At 66.8% G+C, this 22,628-nt stretch carries 19 protein-coding genes and 2 tRNA genes; 8 read left to right on the top strand and 13 right to left on the bottom strand.

Features of this window, described 5'->3' with window-relative positions:
- Positions 1 to 160 precede the first annotated feature (160 nt).
- From ACR65J_RS12555 to ACR65J_RS12535, 5 genes are read left to right on the top strand one after another with little or no spacing between them, the layout of a single operon-like run.
- A complete protein-coding gene (locus ACR65J_RS12555) occupies positions 161 to 871 on the top strand; it encodes an NUDIX hydrolase (protein WP_440169310.1) in 711 nt (236 codons plus the stop codon).
- A complete protein-coding gene (gene nadA / locus ACR65J_RS12550) occupies positions 868 to 2,172 on the top strand; it encodes a quinolinate synthase NadA (RefSeq protein ID WP_440169308.1) in 1,305 nt (434 codons plus the stop codon). Before ACR65J_RS12555 ends, nadA begins: the two co-directional genes overlap by 4 nt.
- Positions 2,172 to 3,998 (top strand): L-aspartate oxidase, encoded by a 1,827-nt coding sequence (locus ACR65J_RS12545; RefSeq protein ID WP_440169597.1) that lies wholly within the window; start codon positions 2,172 to 2,174, stop codon positions 3,996 to 3,998. The genes nadA and ACR65J_RS12545 overlap by 1 nt, the downstream gene beginning before the upstream one ends.
- Positions 3,991 to 4,905: a carboxylating nicotinate-nucleotide diphosphorylase gene (gene nadC, locus ACR65J_RS12540; protein WP_440169306.1), complete on the top strand. Its 915-nt coding sequence runs from the start codon at positions 3,991 to 3,993 to the stop codon at positions 4,903 to 4,905. The genes ACR65J_RS12545 and nadC overlap by 8 nt, the downstream gene beginning before the upstream one ends.
- Positions 4,906 to 4,915: 10 nt before the next feature.
- Positions 4,916 to 6,082: a cysteine desulfurase family protein gene (locus ACR65J_RS12535; RefSeq protein WP_440169304.1), complete on the top strand. Its 1,167-nt coding sequence runs from the start codon at positions 4,916 to 4,918 to the stop codon at positions 6,080 to 6,082.
- Positions 6,083 to 6,146: 64 nt separating this feature from the next.
- Here the strand turns inward: ACR65J_RS12535 and ACR65J_RS12530 are convergent, their stop codons facing one another.
- Together ACR65J_RS12530 and ACR65J_RS12525 are read right to left on the bottom strand one after the other, a co-directional pair.
- Positions 6,147 to 6,635 carry a GtrA family protein gene (locus ACR65J_RS12530; protein WP_440169302.1) on the bottom strand — a complete coding sequence of 163 codons (489 nt, stop codon included), beginning with the start codon at positions 6,633 to 6,635 and terminating at the stop codon, positions 6,147 to 6,149.
- A gap of 25 nt (positions 6,636 to 6,660) precedes the next feature.
- Complete coding sequence (locus ACR65J_RS12525) at positions 6,661 to 7,323, bottom strand: DUF1684 domain-containing protein (protein ID WP_440169300.1); 663 nt, start codon at positions 7,321 to 7,323, stop codon at positions 6,661 to 6,663.
- Positions 7,324 to 7,543: 220 nt separating this feature from the next.
- Between ACR65J_RS12525 and ACR65J_RS12520 the strand changes: the two genes are divergently transcribed.
- Both ACR65J_RS12520 and ACR65J_RS12515 read left to right on the top strand, forming a co-directional pair.
- Positions 7,544 to 8,344, top strand: coding sequence for a hypothetical protein (locus ACR65J_RS12520; protein ID WP_440169594.1), 801 nt, complete (start codon positions 7,544 to 7,546; stop codon positions 8,342 to 8,344).
- 70 nt (positions 8,345 to 8,414) lie between these two features.
- Positions 8,415 to 9,221 carry a transglutaminase-like domain-containing protein gene (locus tag ACR65J_RS12515; protein WP_440169298.1) on the top strand — a complete coding sequence of 269 codons (807 nt, stop codon included), beginning with the start codon at positions 8,415 to 8,417 and terminating at the stop codon, positions 9,219 to 9,221.
- Here ACR65J_RS12515 and ACR65J_RS12510 read toward each other — a convergent pair.
- The 8 genes from ACR65J_RS12510 to bcp form a co-directional block, all read right to left on the bottom strand.
- Positions 9,218 to 9,679, bottom strand: a complete 462-nt coding sequence (locus ACR65J_RS12510) for a MarR family winged helix-turn-helix transcriptional regulator (protein WP_440169296.1) — start codon at positions 9,677 to 9,679, stop codon at positions 9,218 to 9,220. The two genes, ACR65J_RS12515 and ACR65J_RS12510, sit on opposite strands and share 4 nt — an antisense overlap.
- The gene (locus tag ACR65J_RS12505) at positions 9,679 to 10,788 is read right to left on the bottom strand and encodes an LLM class flavin-dependent oxidoreductase (RefSeq protein WP_440169294.1); all 1,110 of its coding nucleotides are present in this window, start codon (positions 10,786 to 10,788) and stop codon (positions 9,679 to 9,681) included. The genes ACR65J_RS12510 and ACR65J_RS12505 overlap by 1 nt, the downstream gene beginning before the upstream one ends.
- 190 nt (positions 10,789 to 10,978) lie before the next feature.
- Entirely contained in the window at positions 10,979 to 14,209 is a 3,231-nt protein-coding gene (locus ACR65J_RS12500) for an efflux RND transporter permease subunit (protein ID WP_440169292.1), read from the bottom strand.
- Positions 14,210 to 14,278: 69 nt separating this feature from the next.
- On the bottom strand, positions 14,279 to 15,781 hold the full coding sequence (locus ACR65J_RS12495) for a malate:quinone oxidoreductase (RefSeq protein WP_440169289.1): 1,503 nt from the start codon (positions 15,779 to 15,781) through the stop codon (positions 14,279 to 14,281).
- Between the two features lie 79 nt (positions 15,782 to 15,860).
- Positions 15,861 to 17,528 carry an ABC transporter substrate-binding protein gene (locus tag ACR65J_RS12490; protein WP_440169287.1) on the bottom strand — a complete coding sequence of 556 codons (1,668 nt, stop codon included), beginning with the start codon at positions 17,526 to 17,528 and terminating at the stop codon, positions 15,861 to 15,863.
- A gap of 163 nt (positions 17,529 to 17,691) precedes the next feature.
- On the bottom strand, positions 17,692 to 18,396 hold the full coding sequence (locus ACR65J_RS12485; protein WP_440169285.1) for a fasciclin domain-containing protein: 705 nt from the start codon (positions 18,394 to 18,396) through the stop codon (positions 17,692 to 17,694).
- A 231-nt stretch (positions 18,397 to 18,627) separates the two neighbouring features.
- A tRNA-Leu gene (locus ACR65J_RS12480) sits at positions 18,628 to 18,709 on the bottom strand.
- A 94-nt stretch (positions 18,710 to 18,803) separates the two neighbouring features.
- Positions 18,804 to 19,277, bottom strand: a complete 474-nt coding sequence (gene bcp / locus ACR65J_RS12475) for a thioredoxin-dependent thiol peroxidase (RefSeq protein WP_440169283.1) — start codon at positions 19,275 to 19,277, stop codon at positions 18,804 to 18,806.
- A gap of 96 nt (positions 19,278 to 19,373) precedes the next feature.
- Between bcp and ACR65J_RS12470 the strand changes: the two genes are divergently transcribed.
- Positions 19,374 to 19,832 carry a MarR family winged helix-turn-helix transcriptional regulator gene (locus ACR65J_RS12470; RefSeq protein ID WP_159635391.1) on the top strand — a complete coding sequence of 153 codons (459 nt, stop codon included), beginning with the start codon at positions 19,374 to 19,376 and terminating at the stop codon, positions 19,830 to 19,832.
- Positions 19,833 to 20,076: 244 nt separating this feature from the next.
- On the opposite strand, the gene ACR65J_RS12465 is transcribed toward ACR65J_RS12470, so the two are convergent.
- The 3 genes from ACR65J_RS12465 to ACR65J_RS12455 form a co-directional block, all read right to left on the bottom strand.
- Positions 20,077 to 20,149, bottom strand: a tRNA-Lys gene (locus ACR65J_RS12465).
- 114 nt (positions 20,150 to 20,263) lie between these two features.
- Entirely contained in the window at positions 20,264 to 21,436 is a 1,173-nt protein-coding gene (locus ACR65J_RS12460; RefSeq protein ID WP_440169281.1) for a PQQ-dependent sugar dehydrogenase, read from the bottom strand.
- Entirely contained in the window at positions 21,390 to 22,556 is a 1,167-nt protein-coding gene (locus tag ACR65J_RS12455; protein ID WP_440169278.1) for a sunset domain-containing protein, read from the bottom strand. The genes ACR65J_RS12460 and ACR65J_RS12455 overlap by 47 nt, the downstream gene beginning before the upstream one ends.
- Between the last annotated feature and the right edge of the window lie 72 nt (positions 22,557 to 22,628).

Below are 22,628 nucleotides of genomic sequence, written 5' to 3'. Positions count from 1 at the left end.
AAGAGCGCCCCCGTTTGCTGCGCGCCTGGCGGGCTGCCCGCCCGGAAGAAATATTTCCCTTTCGGGTGCGGCCGGCCGTAGAATCAGTTTTGGTCAAGTTGACCATAACTAAGGATGAACGCGCGGGGGCGGTCAAGGGCGATAGAAGGTGGTGGAACGGGTGTACTACAGTTCGGCGAACGTTTCCGAGCGGCAGGCCGCGCCGCCGTCGCTGGCCATCTCCACTGTGATCTTCGCCCTCCGTCCGAGCGAGACCTCGGGCCGGCCCACCCTGTGGCTTCCGCTGGTGCGCCGGATCCGGGAGCCCTTCAAGGGCCTGTGGGCCCTGCCGGGCGGACCCCTCAGCCATGAGGAGTCCCTCCAAGGCGCCGCCGCCCGGAACCTGCAGGAGACCACCGGCCTTGCGCCCCGCTACCTTGAGCAGCTCTATGCCTTCGGCGGCCTGCACCGTTCACCCACCCAGCGGGTGGTGTCCATTGTGTACTGGGCCCTGGTCCAGCCAACGGAAGCAGCGCTTGCTGACGAGTCTGAAAACGTTCGATGGTTCCGGGCAGACCGCCTGAGTGAGCTGGCGTTCGACCACAACGCGATCGTGGATTACGCCCTCTGGCGCCTCCGGAACAAGCTGGCCTACGGTTCGGTGGCTTACCACCTGCTGGGCGAGTACTTCACGCTGGCCCAGGTCCGCGAAGTCTATGAAGCCGTCCTGGACCGCCAGCTGGATCCGGCCAACTTCCGCCGGCAGCTCAAATCCACCCCCGAAATCGAAGAAACCGGGGAATACCTCCAGGGCGGCAAGCACCGCCCGCCACGCCTCTACCGCTACACCGGCCGGCCAGGCCTTGACCCAGACAACAGGAGCACACCATGAGCAGCGTCAATACGGCAATCCAGCTGATCACGCGCGAACAGGCCGAAAAGGGCGCAGCAGCTGACCGCAGCACCTGCAGTCCGGCGCTGGCCAAAGGCCCGTGGGACTACGATTTGGCCGAGGCGCTCGCCGGCGTGCCCGCCTACGGCCCGGGCGCCTCGAGCGCGGACCCGGCTCCGGCCAACACCCCGCGCCAGGGCCAGTTGCCCGAAGAGTACAAGGTGGCCAGCGACGTCGAACTCGGGGAACGGATCCAGGCCGCCAAGGCGGTCCTGGGTGACCGGGCCGTCATTTTGGGCCACTTCTACCAGCGCGATGAGGTGATCCAGTACGCCGACTTCGTGGGTGACTCCTTCCAGCTCGCGAACGCCGCGCTGACCAGACCGGAGGCAGAGGCCATCGTCTTCTGCGGCGTCCACTTCATGGCGGAAACCGCGGACATCCTCTCCACGCCGGAACAGGCCGTCATCCTGCCCAACCTGGCGGCCGGCTGCTCGATGGCGGACATGGCGGACGCGGACTCCGTGGAGGAGTGCTGGGAACAGCTCGAAGAGATCTTCGGGACCGAGCCCGACGCCGAGGGCCGGGTCCCGGTCATCCCCGTCACCTACATGAATTCCTCCGCAGCCCTGAAGGCGTTCTGCGGCGAACACGGCGGCATCGTCTGCACGTCATCGAATGCAAAGACCGTCCTCGAGTGGGCATTCCAGCGGGGCCAGCGGGTCCTGTTCTTCCCCGACCAGCACCTGGGCCGCAACACGGCCAAGGCCCTGGGGGTGCCCCTGGACCAGATGCCCATGTGGAACCCGCGCAAGGACCTGGGCGGCAATGACGAACAGGCGCTCCTGGACTCCCGCGTGATCCTCTGGCACGGGTTCTGCTCGGTGCACAAGCGTTTCAGCGTGGCCCAAATCGAGAAGGCCCGGGCGGACTTTCCCGGCGTCCAGGTCATCGTGCACCCCGAATGCCCCATGGAGGTGGTGGACGCCGCGGATTCCGCCGGCTCCACGGACTTCATCAAGAAAGCCATCGCCGCCGCCACCGAGCCCACGACATTCGCCATCGGCACCGAAATCAACATGGTGAACCGGCTTGCCGCCGAGTACCCGCAGCACACCATCTTCTGCCTGGACCCGGTGATCTGCCCCTGCTCCACCATGTACCGGATCCACCCCGGCTACCTCGCCTGGGTACTGGAGGAACTGGTGGCCGGCCGCGTGGTCAACCGCATCACCGTGGATGACAACGTACAGGCCAATGCCCGGACGGCGCTCGAGCGCATGCTCGCCGCGAGGCCGTGATGAACCACCGCCTGGCCATCGTCGGAAGCGGCATCGCGGGCCTCTACGCTGCGCTGCTCGCCACCGACGCAGGAGCGCACGTGGTCCTGCTGACCAAAGGCGCGCTGGAGAACAGCAACACCTGGTACGCACAGGGCGGCATCTCTGCCGTCCTTGCCAAACCCGCACCGGGAGACACCCTCGCCGCACACATCGCCGACACACTCCGCGCCGGTGCGGGACACTGCGACGAGGCCGCAGTCCGGCTGATGTGTACGGAGGCGGAGCGCGATATCGCAGGCCTCCAGCGCTACGGTGTTGCGTTCGATGCGGGCCACGCTGCGGCGGGGAATGAGGCCATGCACGACGGCGGTCCGGCCCTTGGGCTCGAAGCGGCCCACAGTGCCCCGCGGATCCTGCACGCAGGAGGAGACGCCACTGGCGCCCGCGTGGCCGGTGCGCTGATCCGGGCTGTCCTGTCCCGGCAGGATGACGGAAAGCTCACCATCCTCACGCACGCCCAGGCCACCGCCCTTGTGACCCGGGACGGGCGCGTGGCAGGAGTCGAGTACCTCCAGGACGGCCGGCCTGCGGTCCTGGACGCGGATGCGGTCCTGCTCGCCACCGGGGGATCGGGTCAACTGTTCGCCCAAACCACCAACCCGGCCGTGGCCACCGCCGACGGACTGGCGCTCGCCGTCCGCGCCGGTGCGGCAGTGGCAGACCTTGAGTTCTTCCAGTTCCACCCCACCTGCCTGGTCAGCTCCGCCACAGCGCATCCCGCCCGGCTGGACGGACCGCTGCTGATCTCCGAAGCCGTCCGCGGCGAAGGGGCCATCCTGCTGGACTCCGGCGGCCGCCGCTTCATGCAGGCCTACCACCCCGATGCCGAACTGGCACCCCGCGACGTCGTCTCCCGCAGCATCGCCCTCCACCTGGCCAAGCTCGGCGACCCCAACGGCCACGTCTACCTCGACGCCCGCGGCATCGAACAGGCCAGGGGCGCGGGCTTCCTCCAACAGAGGTTCCCCACCCTCACCCGCAAAACCCGCGACGCCGGCATCGACTGGACCTGCGAACTCGTACCGGTCGCCCCCGCCGCGCATTACTGGATGGGCGGGGTACGCACCGACCTCTCCGCCCGCACCACCGTCCCCGGCCTCTACGCCGCCGGCGAAGTTGCCTGCACCGGCGTCCAAGGGGCAAACCGGCTGGCCAGCAACTCCCTCCTGGAGGGACTCGTATTCGGCCGCCGCGCTGTCGAATCCTTCCTGGAGGGCAGCCCCGCAGGTCCCTCGGCGCCTGCGCTCGCGCCTCGCACCGGCGACCGCCTCGCAAGCTCGGCGGCCGGTGCGGACGCTCACGCGACAACGGCGCTTTCGGGACCTCCGGAACTGCCCCACGCTTCCGCACCCCTGCCGCGAAACGCAAGTGCTCACGTCGCTGTCCCTGCTGCTTTAGAAGGCGCGGCGGATCGGTCAGGTGCGCCAGGCGGGAGTTGGCCGTCCAACTTCGGTGGGGGAGGGGAATCCGAAGAACCCTTCTCCCGGGAGGCTCTTCGCCGTCTCATGACCTCCCATGCCGGAGTGCTGCGCTCTGGGGAGTTGTTGCTCAAGGCTGGCCGGACGCTTGACTCTTGGGCCGGCGTCGTCCGTCCTGATGCTGTTAATTCCTCCGCCGACCCAGTGGCACACGAGGACCGGAACCTTCTGTTGGCTGCCCAACTGCTGGTCGCTGCCGCCCTTGACCGCCGTGACTCTCTGGGGGCGCATTACCGCAGCGATGAACCCGTCGAAACTGACAACCTGTCGTCCCTCCGCCCGAAAGCGAGCCTGCTCCATGACTGACCCCGCCGTGATCGACCAGGCTGTGTCCCTGCGCCCGGCACTCGACCTCACCCTCCCGCCGGCCCCCGTCAGGGACATCCTGGAACGGGCCTTCGCTGAGGATGCGCCTTCCGGTGACATCACCTCGCAGTTGCTCATCCCCGCCGGTGCCAGCGCCACCGCAGTCCTCAACGCGCGCGTCCCCGGCGTCCTCAGCGGCGCCACCGTGTTCCGCGACGCCATGCAGCTGGTGGATCCCGCCACGCAGGTGGACCTGCTCCTGGCGGACGGTGGGACGTTCGACGCCGGCACGCACCTGGCGAGGGTCAGCGGCAGCGCCCGCTCGGTGCTGATGGCCGAACGCGTGGCACTGAACCTGGTCCAGCGGATGTCCGCCATCGCCACGAAGACCGCCGAATTCGTGCGGCTTGCCGAGGGGACCCGGGCCCGCATCACCGATACGCGGAAAACCACCCCCGGCCTGCGCATCCTTGAACGCTTCGCGGTGCGTTGCGGCGGCGGCGCAAACCACCGGTACAGCCTCTCCGACGCTGTGCTTGCCAAGGACAACCACCTGGCCGTGATGACCGGCGGTGACCCGGCACAACTCACCGCGCTCCTGCTGGCCGCCAAGACGCAGCTGGGCCACACCACCCACTTTGAAGTGGAAGTGGACCGGATGGACCAGATCGAACCCGTGCTGGCCGCCGGAGTGGACACCATCATGCTGGACAATTTCAGCATCGAGGAACTCAAGGCAGGCGTTGCCCTCGTGGCCGGCCGGGCCCGCGTGGAAGCCAGCGGCAATGTGAACCTCGAGACCGTCGCGGCCATTGCCGCCACCGGCGTGGACGTGATCTCCGTGGGTGCGCTCACGCACACCGTGGCCGCCCTGGACCTGGGCCTCGACGTCGAACTGACCGTGTAGCGGGGACGCCGTGATCTTCCTGGACGCTGCCGCCACCACCCCGGTCCGCCGCGAGGTACTCGACGCCATGTGGCCTTACCTCACCGGCGGATTCGGGAACCCCTCCAGCCACCACACCCTCGGCGAATCCGCAGCTGCGGCATTGGCCGGGGCCCGGTCGGCCGTGGCGGATGTCCTCGGCTGCCGGCAGGGCGAGATTGTGTTCACGTCAGGAGGAACGGAAGCGGACAACCTTGCGGTGAAAGGCATTGCCCTGGCCCGGCAGGCAGCAAACCCACTGCTGGACAGGGTGGTGATCAGCGCCGTCGAACACCCCGCTGTGGAGGAATCCGCGCGGTACCTCGAACGCTTCCATGGCTTCACCGTGGACGTCGTCCCCGTCGATGCAACCGGCCTGGTCACGCCGGCTGCCCTGGCCGGCGTGCTGCGCCCGGAAACCGCGCTGGTGAGCATCATGTACGCCAACAACGAGGTAGGCACCGTCCAGCCCATCGCCGCCCTGGCGGAACTGGCCCACGCCCAAGGCATCCCGTTCCATACCGACGCCGTCCAGGCCGCTGGCTGGCTGCCGCTGGACACCCGCGCGCTGGGGGTGGACGCCATGAGCATCTCCGGACACAAACTGGGTGCACCCAAAGGCTGCGGCATGCTGTTCGTCCGGAGCCGCACCAGGCTGGAACCGGTCATCCACGGCGGCGGCCAGGAACGCGGCCGCCGTTCCGGAACGGAAAACGTGGCCGGTGCCGTGGGTCTTGCCACTGCCCTCACGCTGGCCAGGGACGGACAGGCGGAGCATCAGGTGCGGGTGGCCTCCCTGCGGGACCGTTTCATTGCCGCGGTGCTGGCTGGAGTGCCGGACGCCGTGCTCACCGGGCACCCCTCTCAGCGGCTGCCGTCGGTGGCATCCTTCTGTTTCCCCGGGACCAGCGGCGAGTCGGTGCTCCTGGAGTTGGAACGCCGCGGCGTGGTCTGCTCCAGCGGCTCGGCGTGCGCTGCCGGCTCAGACGCGCCATCGCCCGTGCTCACGGCGCTGGGTTTGCCGGCCGAGGTGGCCCAGACGGCGGTACGCTTCAGTTTCGACGCGTCGGTGACCCGGGAGGACCTGGACACGGCAGCGGCCGCCGTCCAAGCGGCGGTCGCCGGCGTTCGGAACCTGGGCGCGGGCCAGGGCCGGTAGCCGGGCGCCTGTCCTGGCGGTGCCGGAACCCTGGCGGTGCCGGAACCCTGGCGGTGCCGGAACCCTAGCGGTGGCGCGCCCGGCGGAAAATCCAGTGCCGCAGCATGCTGAAGCGCACGGCGGTGGCAAGGAAGCCGGACAGCGTGGTGGCCACCAGTTCGTCGCCAACCGTGGCATCCCGATTGAACCAGTGCAGCACACCCAGGCTGCTGCCGGTGATCACCAGCGCCACGGCGATCACCACCAGGCCGTTGAGGTGGTCACGGGTACGCCGCTGCTCGCCGGCAATTTTGAAGGTCAGCCGCCGGTTAAGGGCCGTGTTCAGCAGCGACGTGAGGACCAGTGCCACGGCGTTGGCCAGCTGCGCGCCGAGCCACGGCCGCAGCAGCGCGTAGAGCCCCAGGGACGCCGCAGTACAGATGACCCCGACGCCGGAAAACCGCAGCAGCTGCCGGATGACCGGAAAACGCAGCACGCCACGGTAGTGCCTGGTGGCGGGTAAGCGCCGGGTGGTGGTTTCCGTAACGGTGGGCGCGGACACACCTTCCCTCACGCGGCGTTACCGGGGGCGGCAGGCATCAGTACAGCTCGCCCACGGGAATTTCCACGGCCAGCCGGTTGGACGGACCGGGCAGGGGGCACGCCCACGCCTCGTTGTAGGCGCAGGAGGGGTTGTAGGCAAAGTTGAAGTCCAGGACGAACATGGCATCCGGCCCGGATCCCTGGACCCCGTGGAATGCGCCCTTGATGGTGTCCAGCAGGTAGCGCCCGGCCCCATAGCTTCCGCCCGGCTGGCCTGCCGTGGCGTCGCGGAACGGCACAAAGATACCGCCGCCGTAACCATGGATCTTCCACACGCCCAGCTGGCCCATTTCCGGCAGGTCGAAGGTGCCAAGGCGGACAAAGTGGACCACGCCGTCGGTTCCCGTGTCCATGCTCAGCTCGCGGCCCGCGCCTTCCTTGGTGAGCGGGACGTGGAACCGGTAGATGGGATCGTAGTCGGCAGTCTTGAGGCCGGAGAAGCGCGCCTTGTCCGCTGCGGTCAGTGCGGAAGCCGGGTGCGTGGCGAACATCAGGTCCCGCTGGTGGCGCCAGTATGAGTGTGCCTCGGACGGGCTGTCGGCGGAGATCCGGCGGACGTTGTCGTAGAGCGCAAAGGTCCGCAGCCGCCAGTCGGCGATGTCCAGGGCGGAAATGTCCGCGGGGTTCTCTTCGGCTGCGCCGTGCTGCTCTTCCGACATAGCCTCCAGCCTAGTCCCAGGGCGGGGTGACAGACGTCCGACGGCGACACGCGCGGCAGGTGCCACAGCCCGCGGCGGGTTCGTGGGCCGGCTGGGGGCCGCGCCGAAGGGTGCAGGAAACGCCGCAACGGCAGGGAGGAGAGGGGGCCGGGCTAGGCTGGGTCCCATGACAGGCACGCCAGCAAAGGCTGTTCGCTCCGGTATGTACTTTCTCTCCGGGATGGCCATGGCGGCCACCGCGGTTCTGCTGGCGGGGTGCTCCGGCCCCCAGGCCGCCCCTGACTGGACGGCGCAACCGGAACCGTCGGCAACAGCATCTTCCGGAGCTGTATCTAGCGGAACTGCGTCAACCGGAACTGCGACGTCTGCGGCGCCGGCCGGCAGCGCAGCAGCATCAGCAACGGCATCAGCAACGACCTCCGGCGAACCCCAGGCTGTGCCCACCGCAACGTCGTGGAAGACGTTCTCCGATCCCGCAAAGGCGGTCAGCTTCGATTTGCCGGCGGACTGGATTGCCCAGTCCGTGGCGCCGGAGGAAGGCGTCCTTCCCGGCGGACTCAAGGTTGAAGTAAAGAAGCCCGACGGAACCTTCATGGCCGCGCTCCGGACGGGACTGCCGCCGTCGTCCGCTGAATGCCCGGAAAGCGCGCGGCGCCCGTACACGGTGATCAGCAGCGTACCGTTCGACGTTGCCGCGCAGGGCGGGGAGGGAACCATCCCGCCGCGCATGGTCTACCGGGTGATCCAGGGTTACCGCTTCTTTGGGTCCTATGGCATCACCAACCTGGTCGGCGGAACTGACGGTCAGGCGTGCGAGCTGCGCAATGTGGTCCGTGGTCCGGCCGGGAAGGGGGACTATTCGTTCGGTGACCTGGTGTCCCTCAAAGCCTTCGCACCGGATGAGAAGGTTGCCCCGGCGAAGGCCTTCGATACGCTGGGCCAGGCGGCCCAGTACGTCAACGAGAGCCCTGACTTCGCCAACGTGCAGCGGATGCTAATGTCGCTGAAGGTCAAAAACTAGTCCCGCTGCCCGCGCCCACCGGTGCCGGGGCGCCCGACTTGCCTTCCGCCCCCCACACCCCCGGAGAGACATGGAACGCTCTGTTTCCGCACGCCTGGCCTTCAGGACCATCGCCAACACCAAGGTGGCCATGGCCATCGCCGTAGCGAGGAACAGCGGCTACGCATCCTTTGAAGAGTCCCTGTCCGTGACCGCCGGTGGAGCGGCGGTTCCCCTTACGGAAGTTTCGGACCACCACGGGGGCCGGTTCCACTACATGGAGTTCGCCGAGCCTGCCGAAGTCACGGTGGAATACGCGGCCACGGTGACCGGCCGTGCCGTGCCCGAGGAGGCGTGCCTGGCCGACCGCATCCGCTACGTGCGTCCCAGCCGGTATGCCGAGTCGGACCGGCTGCTGCCGACGGCCTACGCGGAATTCGGCGGGGTCCACGGGGCCGACCTGGTGCATGCGGTCCGCGAGTGGGTCAATGGCGAACTGCGGTACATCAGCGGCTCCTCCCGCGGCACGGACGGTGCGGTGGAGACCCTCCTCAGCAGGCGGGGCGTCTGCCGTGACTTCGCGCACCTGGCCATCGCCCTGCTCCGCTCCAAGGACATCCCTGCCCGCCTCGCCGCTGTCTACGCCCCTGGCCTGAACCCCATGGATTTCCATGCCGTCGCGGAAGCCTACGTGCAGGGCGCCTGGCACGTCATCGACCCCACGGGGCTGGCCCCCCGGGAGTCGATGCTGCGCATTACTGCGGGCCGGGACTCGTCCGACACAGCCTTCCTTTCCACCGTGGGCGGAAGCCTGGTATTGAACCAGCTGCGCGTGACCGCGGTGGTGGACGGGGACCTGCCGGCCGAGGATCCCGCCCGGCTGCTGCAGCTGGGCTAGCGCTTCCCCAGCGAGTTACGGAGCTTGTCGGTCAGCCGCATGAGCTCCTTCTGTTCTGCGGGCGTCAGAGCCGGCGCCACCAGGGCCGAGATGTCCCGGACGTGCTCGCGGCCAATCTCCTTCTGCAGTTCCCGGCCCTCGTCCGTAAGCTTGAGCAGCACGCCGCGGCCGTCCTCCGGTGCCGGCATTCGGGCCACGAGTCCCCGCTTTTCGAGCCGTTCCACCAGCCGGCTGAGACTGGACTGGCTCAACAGGACGTTGTCGTTGAGCTCGTTGAGCCGCAGCCAGCCGGACGGGCAGCGGGAGAGCGTGAACAGGACGTCGTATTCGTTCAGCGCAAGCTTCCGGAACGCGGGTCCGGACTGCAGCTTCCGCATGACAGCGACCTGCGCCCGGAACAGCGATTCCCAGGTTTCCGCCGCCAGCCGCACGGGCGATTCCGATCCTCCCGCAGCCATCAGGCCACCGGGGCGGAGTTGCCGGCGTCCTGGGATGCCAGAAGGGCGGCCACGCGGCCCGCGTGGGTGGGCGGCTCGGGGACGTGCGCGGGCTTGAGGGCTGCGTACTCCTTGCGGAGGACCGGCAGCACTTCCTCCCCGAACAAGTCCAGTTGCTCCAGGACGGTCTTCAGCGGCAGGCCTGCATGGTCGATCAGGAACAGCTGGCGCTGGTAGTCACCAAAGTACTCGCGGAACGTCAGGGTCTTTTCGATGACTTCCTGCGGGCTGCCTACGGTCAACGGGGTCTGAGAGGTGAAGTCCTCCAGGGACGGACCATGGCCGTAGACCGGCGCGCTGTCAAAGTAGGGTCGGAATTCCTTCACGGCATCCTGTGAGTTCTTCCGCATGAAGAACTGTCCGCCCAGCCCAACGATCGCCTGGTCCGCCTTGCCGTGTCCGTAGTGCTCGTACCGCTCGCGGTAGAGGCCGATCAGCTGCTGGTAGTGCTCCTTCGGCCAGAAGATGTTGTTGGCGAAGAAGCCGTCACCAAAGTACGCGGCCACCTCGGCGATCTGCGGGGTGCGGATTGAACCGTGCCATACGAACGGGGCAACGCCGTCCAGCGGGCGGGGCGTGGAGGTGAAGTTCTGCAGCGGGGTGCGGAACTTGCCGGACCAGTTCACGGTGTCCTCGTCCCAGAGCTTGCGCAGGAGGCTGTAGTTCTCGATGGCCAGCTCCACGCCGTCCTGGATGTTCTTGCCGAACCACGGGTACACCGGGGCCGTGTTGCCGCGGCCCAGGACCAGGTCGACGCGGCCGTCGGCCAGGTGCTGGAGCATGGCGAAGTCTTCGGCGATCTTCACCGGGTCATTGGTGGTGATCAGCGTGGTGGCCGTGGAAAGGATGATGCGTTCGGTCTGGGCCGCGATGTAGGCCAGCGTGGTGGTAGGGGAAGAGGAGAAGAAAGGCCGGTTGTGGTGCTCACCGATGGCGTAGACGTCCATGCCGATTTCCTCGACCTTTTTGGCAATGGCCACCGACGCCTTGATGCGCTCGTGTTCGGTGGGGGTGCGGCCCGTGGTGGGGTCCGTGGTGATGTCGCTGACGCTGAATACACCGATCTGCATGACGTGCCTTTCCGTTCCTGGACTTGCTGGCTTGGTTCCAGTGTAGACCAATTTAGATGCATTTGCATCTATCGCCATCTGTAACAGCAGGGCGCGGGGATTATTCCCGAGTGCTGGTGCCAGGGAAAGGCCCGCAACGCAGCGATGCCCGCACCAGGAGTTGGCGCGGGCATCGCGGGCATGGTGGGCCTTACTCGGCCCCGGGGGCGGCGCGGCGGCCGCTGATTTTGGGGACCTGCCCAGTGGTCCAGTCGCGGAACTCAGCGTCGATGTCAGAACCGGGGCCGACCTCCGGCCGGTCCTGCAGGTCCCGCAGCAGCGCCTTCTTCTCGCGCCGTCCCTCCACCAGCCGGTAGAGGACGGGGACCAGGATCAGGGTAAGCGCGGTGGAGGACACCAGGCCACCGATCACCACCACCGCCAGCGGCTGCGAAATGAACCCCCCGCCGCCCGTGAGGCCCAGGGCCATGGGGGTCAGGGCAAACACGGTGGCCAGTGCCGTCATGAGGATGGGCCGGAGCCGCTGCCGGGCGCCGTTGGTGATCGCGTCCGCCACGTTCATGCCCGGCCGCCCGTCGTGAGGCTGCCGGTATTGGTTGATGAGGTCGATCAGCACGATGGCGTTGGTGACCACGATGCCCACCAGCATCAGCATGCCAATCAGCGAGGGCAGGCCCAGCGGAACCCCGGTGAGCAGCAGCAGGGCCACGGCGCCGGTGGCCGCGAACGGAACCGAGACCAACAGGATCAGCGGCTGCACGAGGGACCTGAAGGTGGCCACCATGATCACGTACACGATGGCGATGGCTGCCAGCAGGGCCAGGCCCAGTTGCCGGAAGGACTCCGCCTGCTGGGTGGTGGCACCGCCGATGGTGGCGGTAACGCCCGGCGGCAGCTGGACATCAGCCAGGCGCTTCTGGACTTCGGTGTTCACGGCGCCCAGGTTGGAGCCCGACGGCGTGATGGACACCTTGGCGGTGCGCTCCCCATTGCTGGCGGTGATGGAGACCGGGACGTCCACTTGTTCGACGGAGGCGATGCTTCCCAGCGTCACTGGCCGCCCGCCCGCAGGGAGCGGGATGTTCCGGACGGCATCGATGCTGGTGAACTTGGTGCCCTGGCCGATCCGGACGGGGAAGTCGTTGGTGTCGATCCGGACCGTACCGGCGGGGATGGGGCTGATGGTGGAGGCCAGGACGCCGGCCACCTGTTCCTCGTTCAGCCCGGCGGCGGCGGCTTTGGCCCGGTCCACCTTGACCTGCACCACCGGGTTGCTGGCGGCGAGGTTGCTCGCCACCTCGCTGGTGCCGGGCACGCCCGTCATGGCCGCCACCATGGTGTCGCTGGCCGACTGCAGGTCGGCGCTGGTGGCCGCTTTCAGCGTGATGTCAACGGTGGACGAGGTGCCAAAGCCGCCCTGCTGCGTGCCTACGGAGATCTTTCCGGAATCGGGAACCTTCGCGAGCTCCGAGCGCACGGTCTCCTGGAGCTGCTCCTGGTTCGCCTTTTCGTCCGTGACTACGGTGAACGTTGAGTTGGAGGATCCGGTGGAGGTGAGGGCGGCGAAGCCGGCCTGGGCGTTCCCGGACGTCACCTGGACGTCCTTGATGCCGTCGACGCCGCGCAGGACCCCTTCGAGCCGGATGGCGGCGGCGCTGGTATCGGCCAGGCTGGTCCCCGCCGGCAGTACCTGGCGCACGGTCAGGCTGTTCTGCCCCGAGTTTCCCAGGAGGTTGGTGGCCAGCAGCGGCGTCATGGCGCCGGTGGCACCGAGCACCAGGACCGCTGCCACCAGGGTGATGACGGGGTGCTTCTGGGTGGAGCGAAGGATGGGTAGGTAGCCGCGCTGCAGGCGGCTGCGCTGTTCGGCGTCGTGGGCCCTCGCCTTGGCCTCGTCGGCAATGCGCCGGGCCTCGCGGGAGCCGGCAGCGGCACCGGCGCTCCCGCCCTTGGGGTTCCGCAGGAACCAGTAGGCAAGCACCGGAACGATGGTCAGGGACACCAGCAGCGATGCCAGCAGCGCCATGGTGACGGTCAGGGCGAAGGGCCGGAACAGTTCACCGGCCAGTTCACCGACAAACGCGATGGGCAGGAATACCGCCACCGTGGTGAGCGTGGACGCGGTGATGGCGCCGGCCACCTCCCGGATGGCGGTGAGGATCGCCGTCGACTTTTCCTCGCCGTAGCTGAGGTGCCGCTTGATGTTCTCAATGACCACGATGGAGTCATCCACCACTCGGCCGATGGCGATGGTGAGCGCGCCGAGGGTCAGGATGTTCAGCGAGTAGCCTGTGGCTGACAGGCCGATGAACGTGATCAGGAGGGACAGCGGGATGGACACGGCCGTGACCAGCGTGGACCGGGCAGACATCAGGAAGAGCAGGATGACGGCGACGGCGAAGCCCAGCCCCAGCAGGCCCTCCGTGGTGAGGTCCTTAATGGACTTTTCGATGAACGGCGCCTGGTCGAACACGGGTGTGAACTTGGCGTTCGAGCCCAGCTCGGCTTCCAGATCATTAAGGGAGTCCCGCACCGCGTGTGAGATGGCCACCGTGTCACCCTCGGGTTTCTTGGTCACGGAGACGGCAAGCGTCTCGGCGCCGTTGGTCCGGGTAATGGAGGTGCGTTCGTCATCCTTGAGCGAAACATCTGCTACCGACCCGATGGTCGCCGCGTTCTTCGTGCCGGACAGGGGGAGGGCCTTGATGGCGTCGAGGGAATCGACCGGACTGCCGATCTGCAGCGAGAGGGTCCTGCCCTGGTCCTGGAGTGTTCCGGCAGGGATCAGCGCGCCGTTGTTGGACAGGGCGTCGCGGATGGCTGTGACGCCTACCCCCGCCGCCGCCATGGCGTCGGTGCGGGGGAGGATCTCGATGTGCTGGGTGGCGCCCCCTGTGACGTCGGCGCTGCGGACGCCGTCGATCTTCTGCAGCCGGGGGACACTCAGGCGCTGCAGGTCCGCGTTCAGTTCACTGAGCGGTTTGTCCGAAGAAACGGCGAGGAAAACGATGGGGAAGTCGCTGATGCTCCCGGCGATGGCCTGCGGCTGGACGTCGCTGGGCAGCGTCCGCTTGGCATTGGAGATGGCCCGGTCGATCTGGTTCCGGGCCCGGTCCAGGTTCGATCCGTAGGTGAACACCATGGTGATCTGGGAGACACCCGTCCGGGACGTGGAGGAGGTGGATTCCAGCCCCTCCACGCCGTTCAGCGCCTTTTCCAGCGGACCGCTGACCTGCTTGTCAACTACCTCGGGTGAGGCACCCGGCATGGAGCTGAGCACGGTGATCTGCGGGAACTCAATGGAAGGAATGAGCTCCTGCTTCAGCGATGACATGGTGATCACGCCGAAGACCGAGGCGAAGACGGTGATCAGCGCGATCAGGGCCCGGTTCGCCAGGGAAAGGTGCGCCAACCGGAACATGGGTGGTCTCCTGGGGGTCTAAGTGACTGGTACAAGCCCTGGGGGTGCCAGCCGCTGGCCCCGGCAGGGTCAGTGGCTGGCGGAAACACTTTCCAGCTGGAGGGACTTGGCCGTGGCCCGTTCCAGCTCCGCGGCGAGGTCCGGATTCTCATCCAGCTTCACCCCGTAGCCGGGCATCATGTCCTTGAGCTTGGACTGCCAGCCCTTGAAGTTCTTGGGGAACGTCTTCTGGAGCAGTTCGATCATGATGGGGACAGCGGTGGACGCCCCCGGCGAAGCGCCCAGGAGCGCGCCGATGGAGCCGTCGCGGCCGGCGATCACTTCAGTGCCGAACTGAAGGACGCCGCCCTTTTGCGGGTCTTTCTTGATGATCTGTACACGCTGGCCGGCGGTGATGAGTTCCCAGTCCCCGCCCTTTGCCTCGGGGTAGTACTCTCGCAGCGCCTCCACTTTCTGGTCTTGGCGCTTGACCACTTCCTTGACCAGGTAGGCGGTGAGGTCCATGTTGTCCTTGGCCACCGCCAGCATCGGGATGATGTTGCCGGGGCGGATGGACAGGGGCAGGTCCAGGTAGGAGCCGTTCTTCAGGAAGTTGGTGGAGAAGCCTGCGTACGGGCCGAACAGGAGCGAACGCTTCCCGTTGACGTAGCGGGTATCCAGGTGGGGAACGGACATGGGCGGTGCACCCACGGAGGCCTGGCCGTAGACCTTGGCGCTGTGCTGGGCGGCGATGGCCTCGTCCGTGCAGCGGAAGAACTGGCCGGAGACCGGGAAGCCGCCGTAGCCCTTGCTTTCCGGGATTCCGGACGCCTGGAGCAGGTGCAGGGCGCCGCCGCCGGCGCCGACGAAGACGAACTTGGCGTGGATCTTGCCGCGTTCTCCGGACTTGGGGTGCTTCAGCGTCAGGTCCCAGCCGCCGTCGGACGCGCGGGAGATCCCGGTGACGTCGTGGCCGTAGTTGATTTCGACGCCGGTGTTCCCAAGGTAGGTGGTCAGCTCGCGGGTCAGTGCGCCGAAGTCCACGTCGGTGCCCTCGGCGGCCCGGGTGGCGGCAATACGCTGCTGGGGGTCGCGGCCCTTGACGATCAGCGGCGCCCACTTGGCGATCTGCGCGTGGTCCTCGGAGTACTCCATGCTCCGGAACAGGGTGTGGGGCTTGAGGGCCTCGTAGCGGGTCTTCAGGAACCGCGCGTGGTCTTCGCCGATCACGAAGCTCATGTGCGGAACGGTGTTGATGAAGCCCTTGGGCGAACCGATCAGGCTGTTGTCCACCAGGTGGGACCAGAACTGGCGGGACAGCTGGAACTGTTCGTTGATGAGCAGTGCCTTGGCGGGGTTGACCGAGCCGTCTTTGGCTGCGGGGGAGTAGTTCAGTTCGCAGAGGGCGGCGTGGCCCGTTCCTGCGTTGTTCCAGGGGTCTGAGCTTTCGAGTCCCGGCTGGTCCAGCCGTTCGAACAGGGAGATGGTCCAGTCCGGCTCCAGCTGCTTGAGGAATGCCCCCAGCGTGGCGCTCATGATGCCGCCGCCTATCAGGACAACGTCGGCGTGTGGGGTCTTGGAAATGAAGGTCACGATCAGTCTCCGATTGCAGCGGCTCTGGCTGTCACAGAATATCCCCGCGCAGCCCGCATACTGAAATTGGCCGGGCCCGTCAAGGCTTTAGCTGGACCTTGGTGAAAACTTCATTTAAGACCGGTGACGCGGGGTAGTTCAGCACCCGGTCGGACAGGGCCAGTGCGGAGATGGGGAAGGCAATGGGAACCGCCGGGACCGTCGCGGCGATCTGGGCGTTGATGGTGTGATAAAGCTCATCCCGTTCCTTCCCGTCAGGCAGTCCCCGCGCCCGGTTGATCTTGGAAAAGACCTGCGGATCCTGGTATCCGAACTCGCCGTTTTTCTGCCCGAAGAGGGGGCCGACGAAGTTGTCGGCGTCCGAGTACGAGCCGTTCCACCCAAGGATGTGGAGGGCATGGTCGCCGGCGGACTGGACCTTCTGCAGGTAGCCGTCCGACCAGTCAACGGGCACGGGCCGGATGTTGAAGCCGACGGCGGTGAGCTGGCGGCTGAGCTCGGCGTAGACCTTTTCAGGGGTGGGCAGGTACGGGCGGGTGACGTTCATGGGGTAGTAGAACTTCAGTTCCTCGCCCGCGTAGCCGCCCTCTTTCAGGTAGTCCTTGGCCTTGGCCGGATCGTGTCCGAGCGCCGGCGCGTCATTGTTGAAACCGCTGATCTTGGGCGGAACGAACTGCGTGGCCTTGGCGGTGTTGTCGATGAAGAACTTCCGGATCAACGTCTCCTTGTCGATGGCAAGCTCCACCGCCTGCCGGATCTTCTGGTTCTGGAGGATCGGGATGTCCTGGTTCATGCCCACGTACATCACGGAGAACGGGTCGCGCTGCACGATCTGCTTGCCGCGCTTGACCAGCTGGTCGAAATTCCCCACGGTGACGGCGTCATAGCCGTCGATCGTGCCGTCCAGCAGTGCCTGGAGGCGGGTCTGGGGATGGTTGTAGGCCAGGAAGTTGATGGTGCCGATCTGGCCGCGGTCGCCCCAGTAGGTCTTGTTGCTGGCGAGGGTGACGTTGTCGGTGCCCCAGGCGGCAAGGGTGAAGGGGCCGGTGCCGACCGGATTCGTGGCGAAGGCTGACATTGCCTGGCCGCCCCGGTTCTGGTCCAGGACGTCCGCTTTGCCCGAGGCGAGGGCTGCAGGGGATGCGATGGCGAACGCCGGGAGGGTCAGTGCCTGGAGGAATGCGGTGAAGCGCTGGGTGAGGTCGATCTGTACCGTGTCGGGGTCTAATGCGGTGCAGCCCTTGAAGATCGACAGCCCGGGCTCGTCCGAATGTGCCTTGAACACGTCCTTGAAGGAGGTGCCCGGTGCCTGCTTCCGCAGGTCGGCGGAGAAAGCGAACCAGCGGTTGAAGTTCGTGCATACTGCGTCGGCGTTGAACGGAGTGCCGTCCTGGAAGGTGACGCCCGTGCGGAGCTTGAAGGTATAGGTACGGCCTTCGTTGGACTCGTTCCATTCCGTTGCCAGCAGCGGTGTGGGTTTTCCGGTGGTTTGGTCCACACCCACCAGGCCCTCCAGGATCTGCCGGGTGATGCGCTGGGACTCCACGTCGTTGGACAGGGCCGGGTCCAGTCCCAGGGGCTGGGCAGCGGTGCCGAAATTGAAGGTGGCCTCGGGCTCCGCCGGGGCGGAACTGGGCGGACCGGATGTGGGCGAGGGAGACGGCACACCCGTGCACGACGTCACGCCCAGCGCCATGAGGACGGCGCCTGCTTTGATGACCGTCCGCCGCGATGTACTGCTGGGCACTCGTTTATCACCTCTGGATGCTGCCGGCTCCGCCGCTTGCGGGCCGGGACCAGTCTAGAGGACCGGGCTTGCGGGCAGCTTCAGGCAAGCACGTGACGCGCGACAGGGCCGGCTCCGCCGGGTTTCAGACGGACCCGGCCCTGTGCTGGGGGTGGAAGAAGGCTTACTTGGGCATGAGCACGGAGTCGATCAGGTAGACCGTAGCGTTTTTGGTCTTGACGCCGCCGCAGATCACGTTGGCGTTGTCCACTTTGAGGTTGTCGCCGCTGCCGGTCACCGTGACCGAGCCGCCTTCGACGGTGGCGTGCGTGCCGGCGATCTTGTCCGGGGTGATCTGGCCGGGCACTACGTGGTAGGTGAGGATCTTGCTCAGCAGCGCATCGTCGGTCTTCAGCGTTTCGATGGTGGCGGGGTCGATCTTCTTGAAGGCATCGTCCACGGGAGCGAAGACCGTGAACTCGCCGCCGTTGAGCGTGTCAACCAGATCCACTTTGGGGTTCAGCTTGCCGGACACTGCCGCGGTGAGCGTGGTGAGGATGGGGTTGTTGGAGGCTGCGACGGCGACCGGGTCAAGGGCCATGCCTTCAACGGAGCCTGCGCCGGTGGGCACCTGCTTGGCGTAGGCGGCGCAACCGGGGCCAACCAGGTTGGCGGCCGGATCCATGCTTGCCGCCGAGGAGCTTGCGGACGGTGATGCCATGCTGGTGCTGGACGGGGATGCCATGCTGGAGCTGGGGGCGGATGACATCGGCGCCGACGACGCCGAGGACCCGGAGGTGCTGCCGGAACCGCCACATGCCGTGAGGCTGAGCAGAGCGGCTGCTGCAACGCCTGCGACGGTGAAAGTGGTGCGCTTGAAGGTCTGCATTTGGGTTCTCCTTGGATCGTTTGCCTGCCGCCGTCGGACATTTGGTTTCGTGGCGTGCGGCCTGCCTTTGGGTGGGCACCTGCCCTTGGCTGGTGTCTCAATGGCTATTCGCCGGGTGGGCATCGGCGGATGGGTGGATCTTCGGAGTTTTTCTATTCGGGGCAGAAATTGGCGACCGGATTGCCGGTGCTTAACGCAGGAATCCCCCGGCCGGGGCCGGGGGATTCGGTGTGCGCAAGGGGGGACTTGAACCCCCACGCCCGAAGGCACAGGAACCTAAATCCTGCGTGTCTGCCAATTTCACCACTCGCGCTCAGCTTCCTGCCGTGAACCGAAAATGCTCGACGGCGGATGCCAGTGTCCATTGTAGCGTTGCCAGGGTGGTTGCCCGGGAAGTTGCGGGCCGGTCAGGCGTCGAGGTTGAGGTCCCTGCGCAGTTTGGCCACGTGGCCGGTGGCCCGCACGTTGTACTGGGCCAGCGCCACCTTGCCGTCGGGGTCCACCACGATGGTGGAGCGGATCAGGCCCTCATAGGTCTTGCCGTAGTTCTTCTTTTCGCCCCAGGCGCCGTAGGCGTCGGCCACGGCGTGGTCCGCGTCGGAAAGCAGCGGGAACGTCAAGGACTCCTTGTCAGCAAACTTTGCCAGTTTCTCGACGGGGTCGGGGGAGATCCCCAGGACGTCGTAGCCGGCGGCCTGCAGGGAGGCCAGGCTGTCCCGGAAATCGCAGGCTTCCTTGGTGCAGCCGGGAGTGGCGGCAGCGGGGTAGAAGTAGACGATGGTGGAGCGGCCGGGCCGGGCAGCCAGGCTGACGTCCTTGCCGGTGGAATCCTGGAGGGTGAACGCGGGTGCCTTATCGCCGGTAACCAGTCTTTCAGCCATTGTTTTTCTCCTTGTCGCGGGCGGGACACAACAGCCTAGTAAGCAGGTGGAACGAGTGCTAATCGGCATTTGGCTATACTTGCTGCTATGCCTGATATGGATCACTGGCCCACAGGGCGCCTTCTGTCCACTGCTGCCCGACTCGTTGAGCACTCCTGGAACGAAAAACTCGGCGCCATCGGCCTCACCCATGCCGGTGTTATCGCCATCGAAGTCCTTGCAGCGCAGGGGCCCATGACCCAGGCCCAGCTTGCCCAGTACGTCCGCGTGCAGGCCCAGACCATGGGCAAGACCCTCAGCCGGCTTGAGTCCCACGGCCACATAGCGCGGGTGCGCAGCACCTCGGACCGCAGGAGCCACGTGGTATCGCTGACCGAGCAGGGCAAGGAAGCTGTTGCCCAGGCCGTGGAGATGGAGCGCTCGGTCCTGGCGTCCGCGTCGATCGACCCCGAGCTGCTGCGCCAGGAACTCAAGGCCGTGGTCAGGGAACTGGCCAGCCAGTTCTCCACCACGCCCAGCAACGCCGGAGCCCTCATGGACAACGTGGCAAAGTAGCCGCTGGCGCTGCGGACACCATACGTAAAGCGCGGCCCTGGTTCGGAAGAACCGGGGCCGCGCTTTTTTGTGCCCGGCCGCCGCCCGCCGTCGTACCTCCCCACGTCACCCCCATCGATTGCTCCGTACTTGTCGTTCTGGGCCGTGAAAACGACAAGTACTCAGCAATGGATGGACGTGGGCCGGGAAAACAAAACAGCCCCCCGCTTGTGTTTCCACAAGCCGGAGGCTGTTTTCCCAATCGTGCACCCCCCGGGACTTGAACCCGGAACCCATTGATTAAGAGTCAATTGCTCTGCCAATTGAGCTAGAGGTGCATCTTATTTGCTTCCATCTCCGGGCTTTTTCTTTCCCGTTGATCTCCGCAACGACATGAAACTCTACACGAACTTTTGGTGCAAGTGAAATCGGCTCCGGCGGAGGTGCCCGAATCAGGGGGAGGGCCGCAAAACCAGCGCGAAATCAGGGTTTTGGTTGTTCGTCAGCAGCCACAAACCTCCGTTCGGGGTCCGAATGACGTCCCGGATCCGACCGTATTCCCCTGTGAAATAGGCCACAGGGGACCCTGCTTCTGTTCCATGCAGCGGTACTGCCCACAACCTTTCGCCCCGGAGTGCACCGAGGTAGGCAATTCCGCCGAGGATTTCCAGCCCGCTGGGGGAGGATTCGCGCGTGGAGGGCCACACGACTTTCGCGTCCTGGAAGCCTGCGCGGTGCGGCGCCCCGGTGACGTCCGGCCAGCCGTAGTTGGCGCCCGGCAGGATCAGGTTCAATTCATCGTCCACGTCGGGGCCGAACTCGCTGGCCCAGAGCCGTCCGGATTCGTCCCACGCCAGGCCCTGGACATTCCGGTGGCCCAGGCTGTAGACAGCGTTCCCGAACGGGTTTCCAGGCGCGGGAGAGCCGTCCGGACTGAGCCGAAGGATCTTGCCGCCCAAGGCCCCGGGGTCCTGCGGCTGCTCCCGGCGTTGGGCGTCGCCCGTGCCCACGTACAGGAAACCGTCGGGGCCAAACCGGATCCTGCCTCCGTTGTGCGTGCCGGCTTTGGGTATTCCGGAGAACACGGTTTGGGGCTGGCCCAGCGTCAGCGAACCGTCCGCGCTGCTTCCGACAGTAATCATGACCACCCGGTTGTCCTCCTGCGTGGTCATATAGGCATAGAGGACGCGGTCGGCGTCGAAATGCGGGGAAAGCGCCAGTCCCAGGAGGCCTCCCTCTCCGCCGGGCACCACGTCGGGCACTTCCCCGAGGGTTGTGGCCTTGCCGTCCCGAACAGCCTTCAGCAGTGCGGTCCCGCGCTCCGAGATGATGGCGGTGCCGTCCGGAAGGAATACCGCTGCCCAGGGCGTGTCCAGTTGAAGCTCCAACCGCTCCTGCACGGTGGGCGCAGGTACCGCAGGTGCGGTAACGGCAGGGTTTCCGACGGCGGCTCCCGGCGACGTGCCGGCGACGGCAGGGCTTGTGCCTGGCGGCCCTGGTGCGCCCGTGCAGGCGGCCAGCACCAGGCACGCGGCCAGACAGGTAAGGCCCGCCGCAATGCGGCGGGCCTTCGTCCTGTTAGAGCCGTTTACGCCGTGGGGCGCGGAAACCGGCGGCCTCCGCATGCGCGGCAGATTCAAACCAGACTTCCGCCCGGGTCTGCTCATAATCCGGATGTCCTTCTTCGTAGTACACCATTTCGGCGGCGTCGCCCTTGACCGTGTAGTCCGCAGGTCCGCTGCCGTCGGGGCCGGGTGCGGCTGATCCTTGGCCGTAAGGCTCGTCGGCCGCCAGGTGCCCGGCAGGCTCGGCGGCAATTGTGACCTGGCCCGGGACGAAGCCCTGCCCGAACCCCTGGGCTTCGTCCTGTCCCTGCCCGGACGGCTGGTGGTCCGCCGCGTTTTCCACCAGCGCGGATGACTGGGCGCGGTCCATGGTTTCGGCTGCTCCAGCATCCGTCACGCCGCCGAAGGGCACCGCCGGCTCGTGCTGCGGGGCCGCTTCGGAGCTGTCCGCCCGGTGCTGGGGCGCCTGGCTTCCGGCCGGCCCGCCGCCGGTTGTGCCGCCGTCGTCCATGCTCTCCACTGCGGCCGTTTCGGCACCCGGAAGCGTGGGGGCGTGGGGCGCTGTGTATTCGTCATGGTGAACGGGACTGGATGCCGCGGGGGCGGCCTGCCCGGAGGAGGCTTCAGCGCTGGAGCCGGGTTGGTGCGCCTCCGCGGGGGTAGCTGCGGCCGTCCCGGCAGCCGAGGAGCCGGACCGGGGCGCGGCTCCGGCCTCGGACCACTGGGTTTCCCATTCGGCCTGGTCTTCGTTTTGCTGTGCAGCCTGGCCCTGGGGCCGGTGTTCTTCGTGCCCGGTGCCACTGCCGGGCGTCTCCGTGCCGGAAGCGGCGGGGCCGGCTACGTTGGCCGCCTCAGTGGCCTTCTCGGTGGACAGGGGAGTGGAAGTGCGCGCCGCCGGCGCGGAAGCGGCGGACGAGTCGGCCGGCTCTTCCGCCGTGGCGGGTGCGGCCGGTTCGGCGGCTTTCCCGAATCCCGCTGCTGTTGGAATGCCGGTGGTCCCCGCAGCCGCGGCCGAAGCTGCCGCGCTGCCCCCTTCAAGGGCCCCGTCGGCACGGGCCCGCTCGGTCTTCGCCGCCGGCGATGACCCCTCGGGCGCATTGGCGGACTTGTTGCGGCTGACGAGCCACCAAATGATGACGGCGATGACGACTATGAGGATGATCCAGAAAACAAAGTCCATGGCAGGCCCTTCTGTACAGGTGGCGGGTGTCCTGTCCCCGACGCTACGTCGGGTCACCACTGCTGTCCAGAG

The organism is Arthrobacter sp. SAFR-044, assembly GCF_059414985.1.
The sequence above is the reverse complement of the archived record's forward strand: the minus strand, read 5'-3'. Positions and strand labels throughout refer to the sequence as shown.

What these genes read in the sequence shown, in the direction of transcription:
- nadA (WP_440169308.1), top strand. Translation starts at nt 868, where the DNA reads ATGAGCAGCGTCAATACGGCAATCCAGCTGATCACGCGCGAACAGGCC.
- ACR65J_RS12545 (WP_440169597.1), top strand. Translation starts at nt 2,172, where the DNA reads ATGAACCACCGCCTGGCCATCGTCGGAAGCGGCATCGCGGGCCTCTAC.
- nadC (WP_440169306.1), top strand. Translation starts at nt 3,991, where the DNA reads ATGACTGACCCCGCCGTGATCGACCAGGCTGTGTCCCTGCGCCCGGCA.
- ACR65J_RS12525 (WP_440169300.1), bottom strand. Translation starts at nt 7,323, where the DNA reads ATGTCGGAAGAGCAGCACGGCGCAGCCGAAGAGAACCCCGCGGACATT.
- ACR65J_RS12520 (WP_440169594.1), top strand. Translation starts at nt 7,544, where the DNA reads ATGGCCATGGCGGCCACCGCGGTTCTGCTGGCGGGGTGCTCCGGCCCC.
- ACR65J_RS12515 (WP_440169298.1), top strand. Translation starts at nt 8,415, where the DNA reads ATGGAACGCTCTGTTTCCGCACGCCTGGCCTTCAGGACCATCGCCAAC.
- ACR65J_RS12510 (WP_440169296.1), bottom strand. Translation starts at nt 9,679, where the DNA reads ATGGCTGCGGGAGGATCGGAATCGCCCGTGCGGCTGGCGGCGGAAACC.
- ACR65J_RS12505 (WP_440169294.1), bottom strand. Translation starts at nt 10,788, where the DNA reads ATGCAGATCGGTGTATTCAGCGTCAGCGACATCACCACGGACCCCACC.
- ACR65J_RS12500 (WP_440169292.1), bottom strand. Translation starts at nt 14,209, where the DNA reads ATGTTCCGGTTGGCGCACCTTTCCCTGGCGAACCGGGCCCTGATCGCG.
- ACR65J_RS12485 (WP_440169285.1), bottom strand. Translation starts at nt 18,396, where the DNA reads ATGCAGACCTTCAAGCGCACCACTTTCACCGTCGCAGGCGTTGCAGCA.
- bcp (WP_440169283.1), bottom strand. Translation starts at nt 19,277, where the DNA reads ATGGCTGAAAGACTGGTTACCGGCGATAAGGCACCCGCGTTCACCCTC.
- ACR65J_RS12470 (WP_159635391.1), top strand. Translation starts at nt 19,374, where the DNA reads ATGGATCACTGGCCCACAGGGCGCCTTCTGTCCACTGCTGCCCGACTC.
- ACR65J_RS12460 (WP_440169281.1), bottom strand. Translation starts at nt 21,436, where the DNA reads ATGCGGAGGCCGCCGGTTTCCGCGCCCCACGGCGTAAACGGCTCTAAC.
- ACR65J_RS12455 (WP_440169278.1), bottom strand. Translation starts at nt 22,556, where the DNA reads ATGGACTTTGTTTTCTGGATCATCCTCATAGTCGTCATCGCCGTCATC.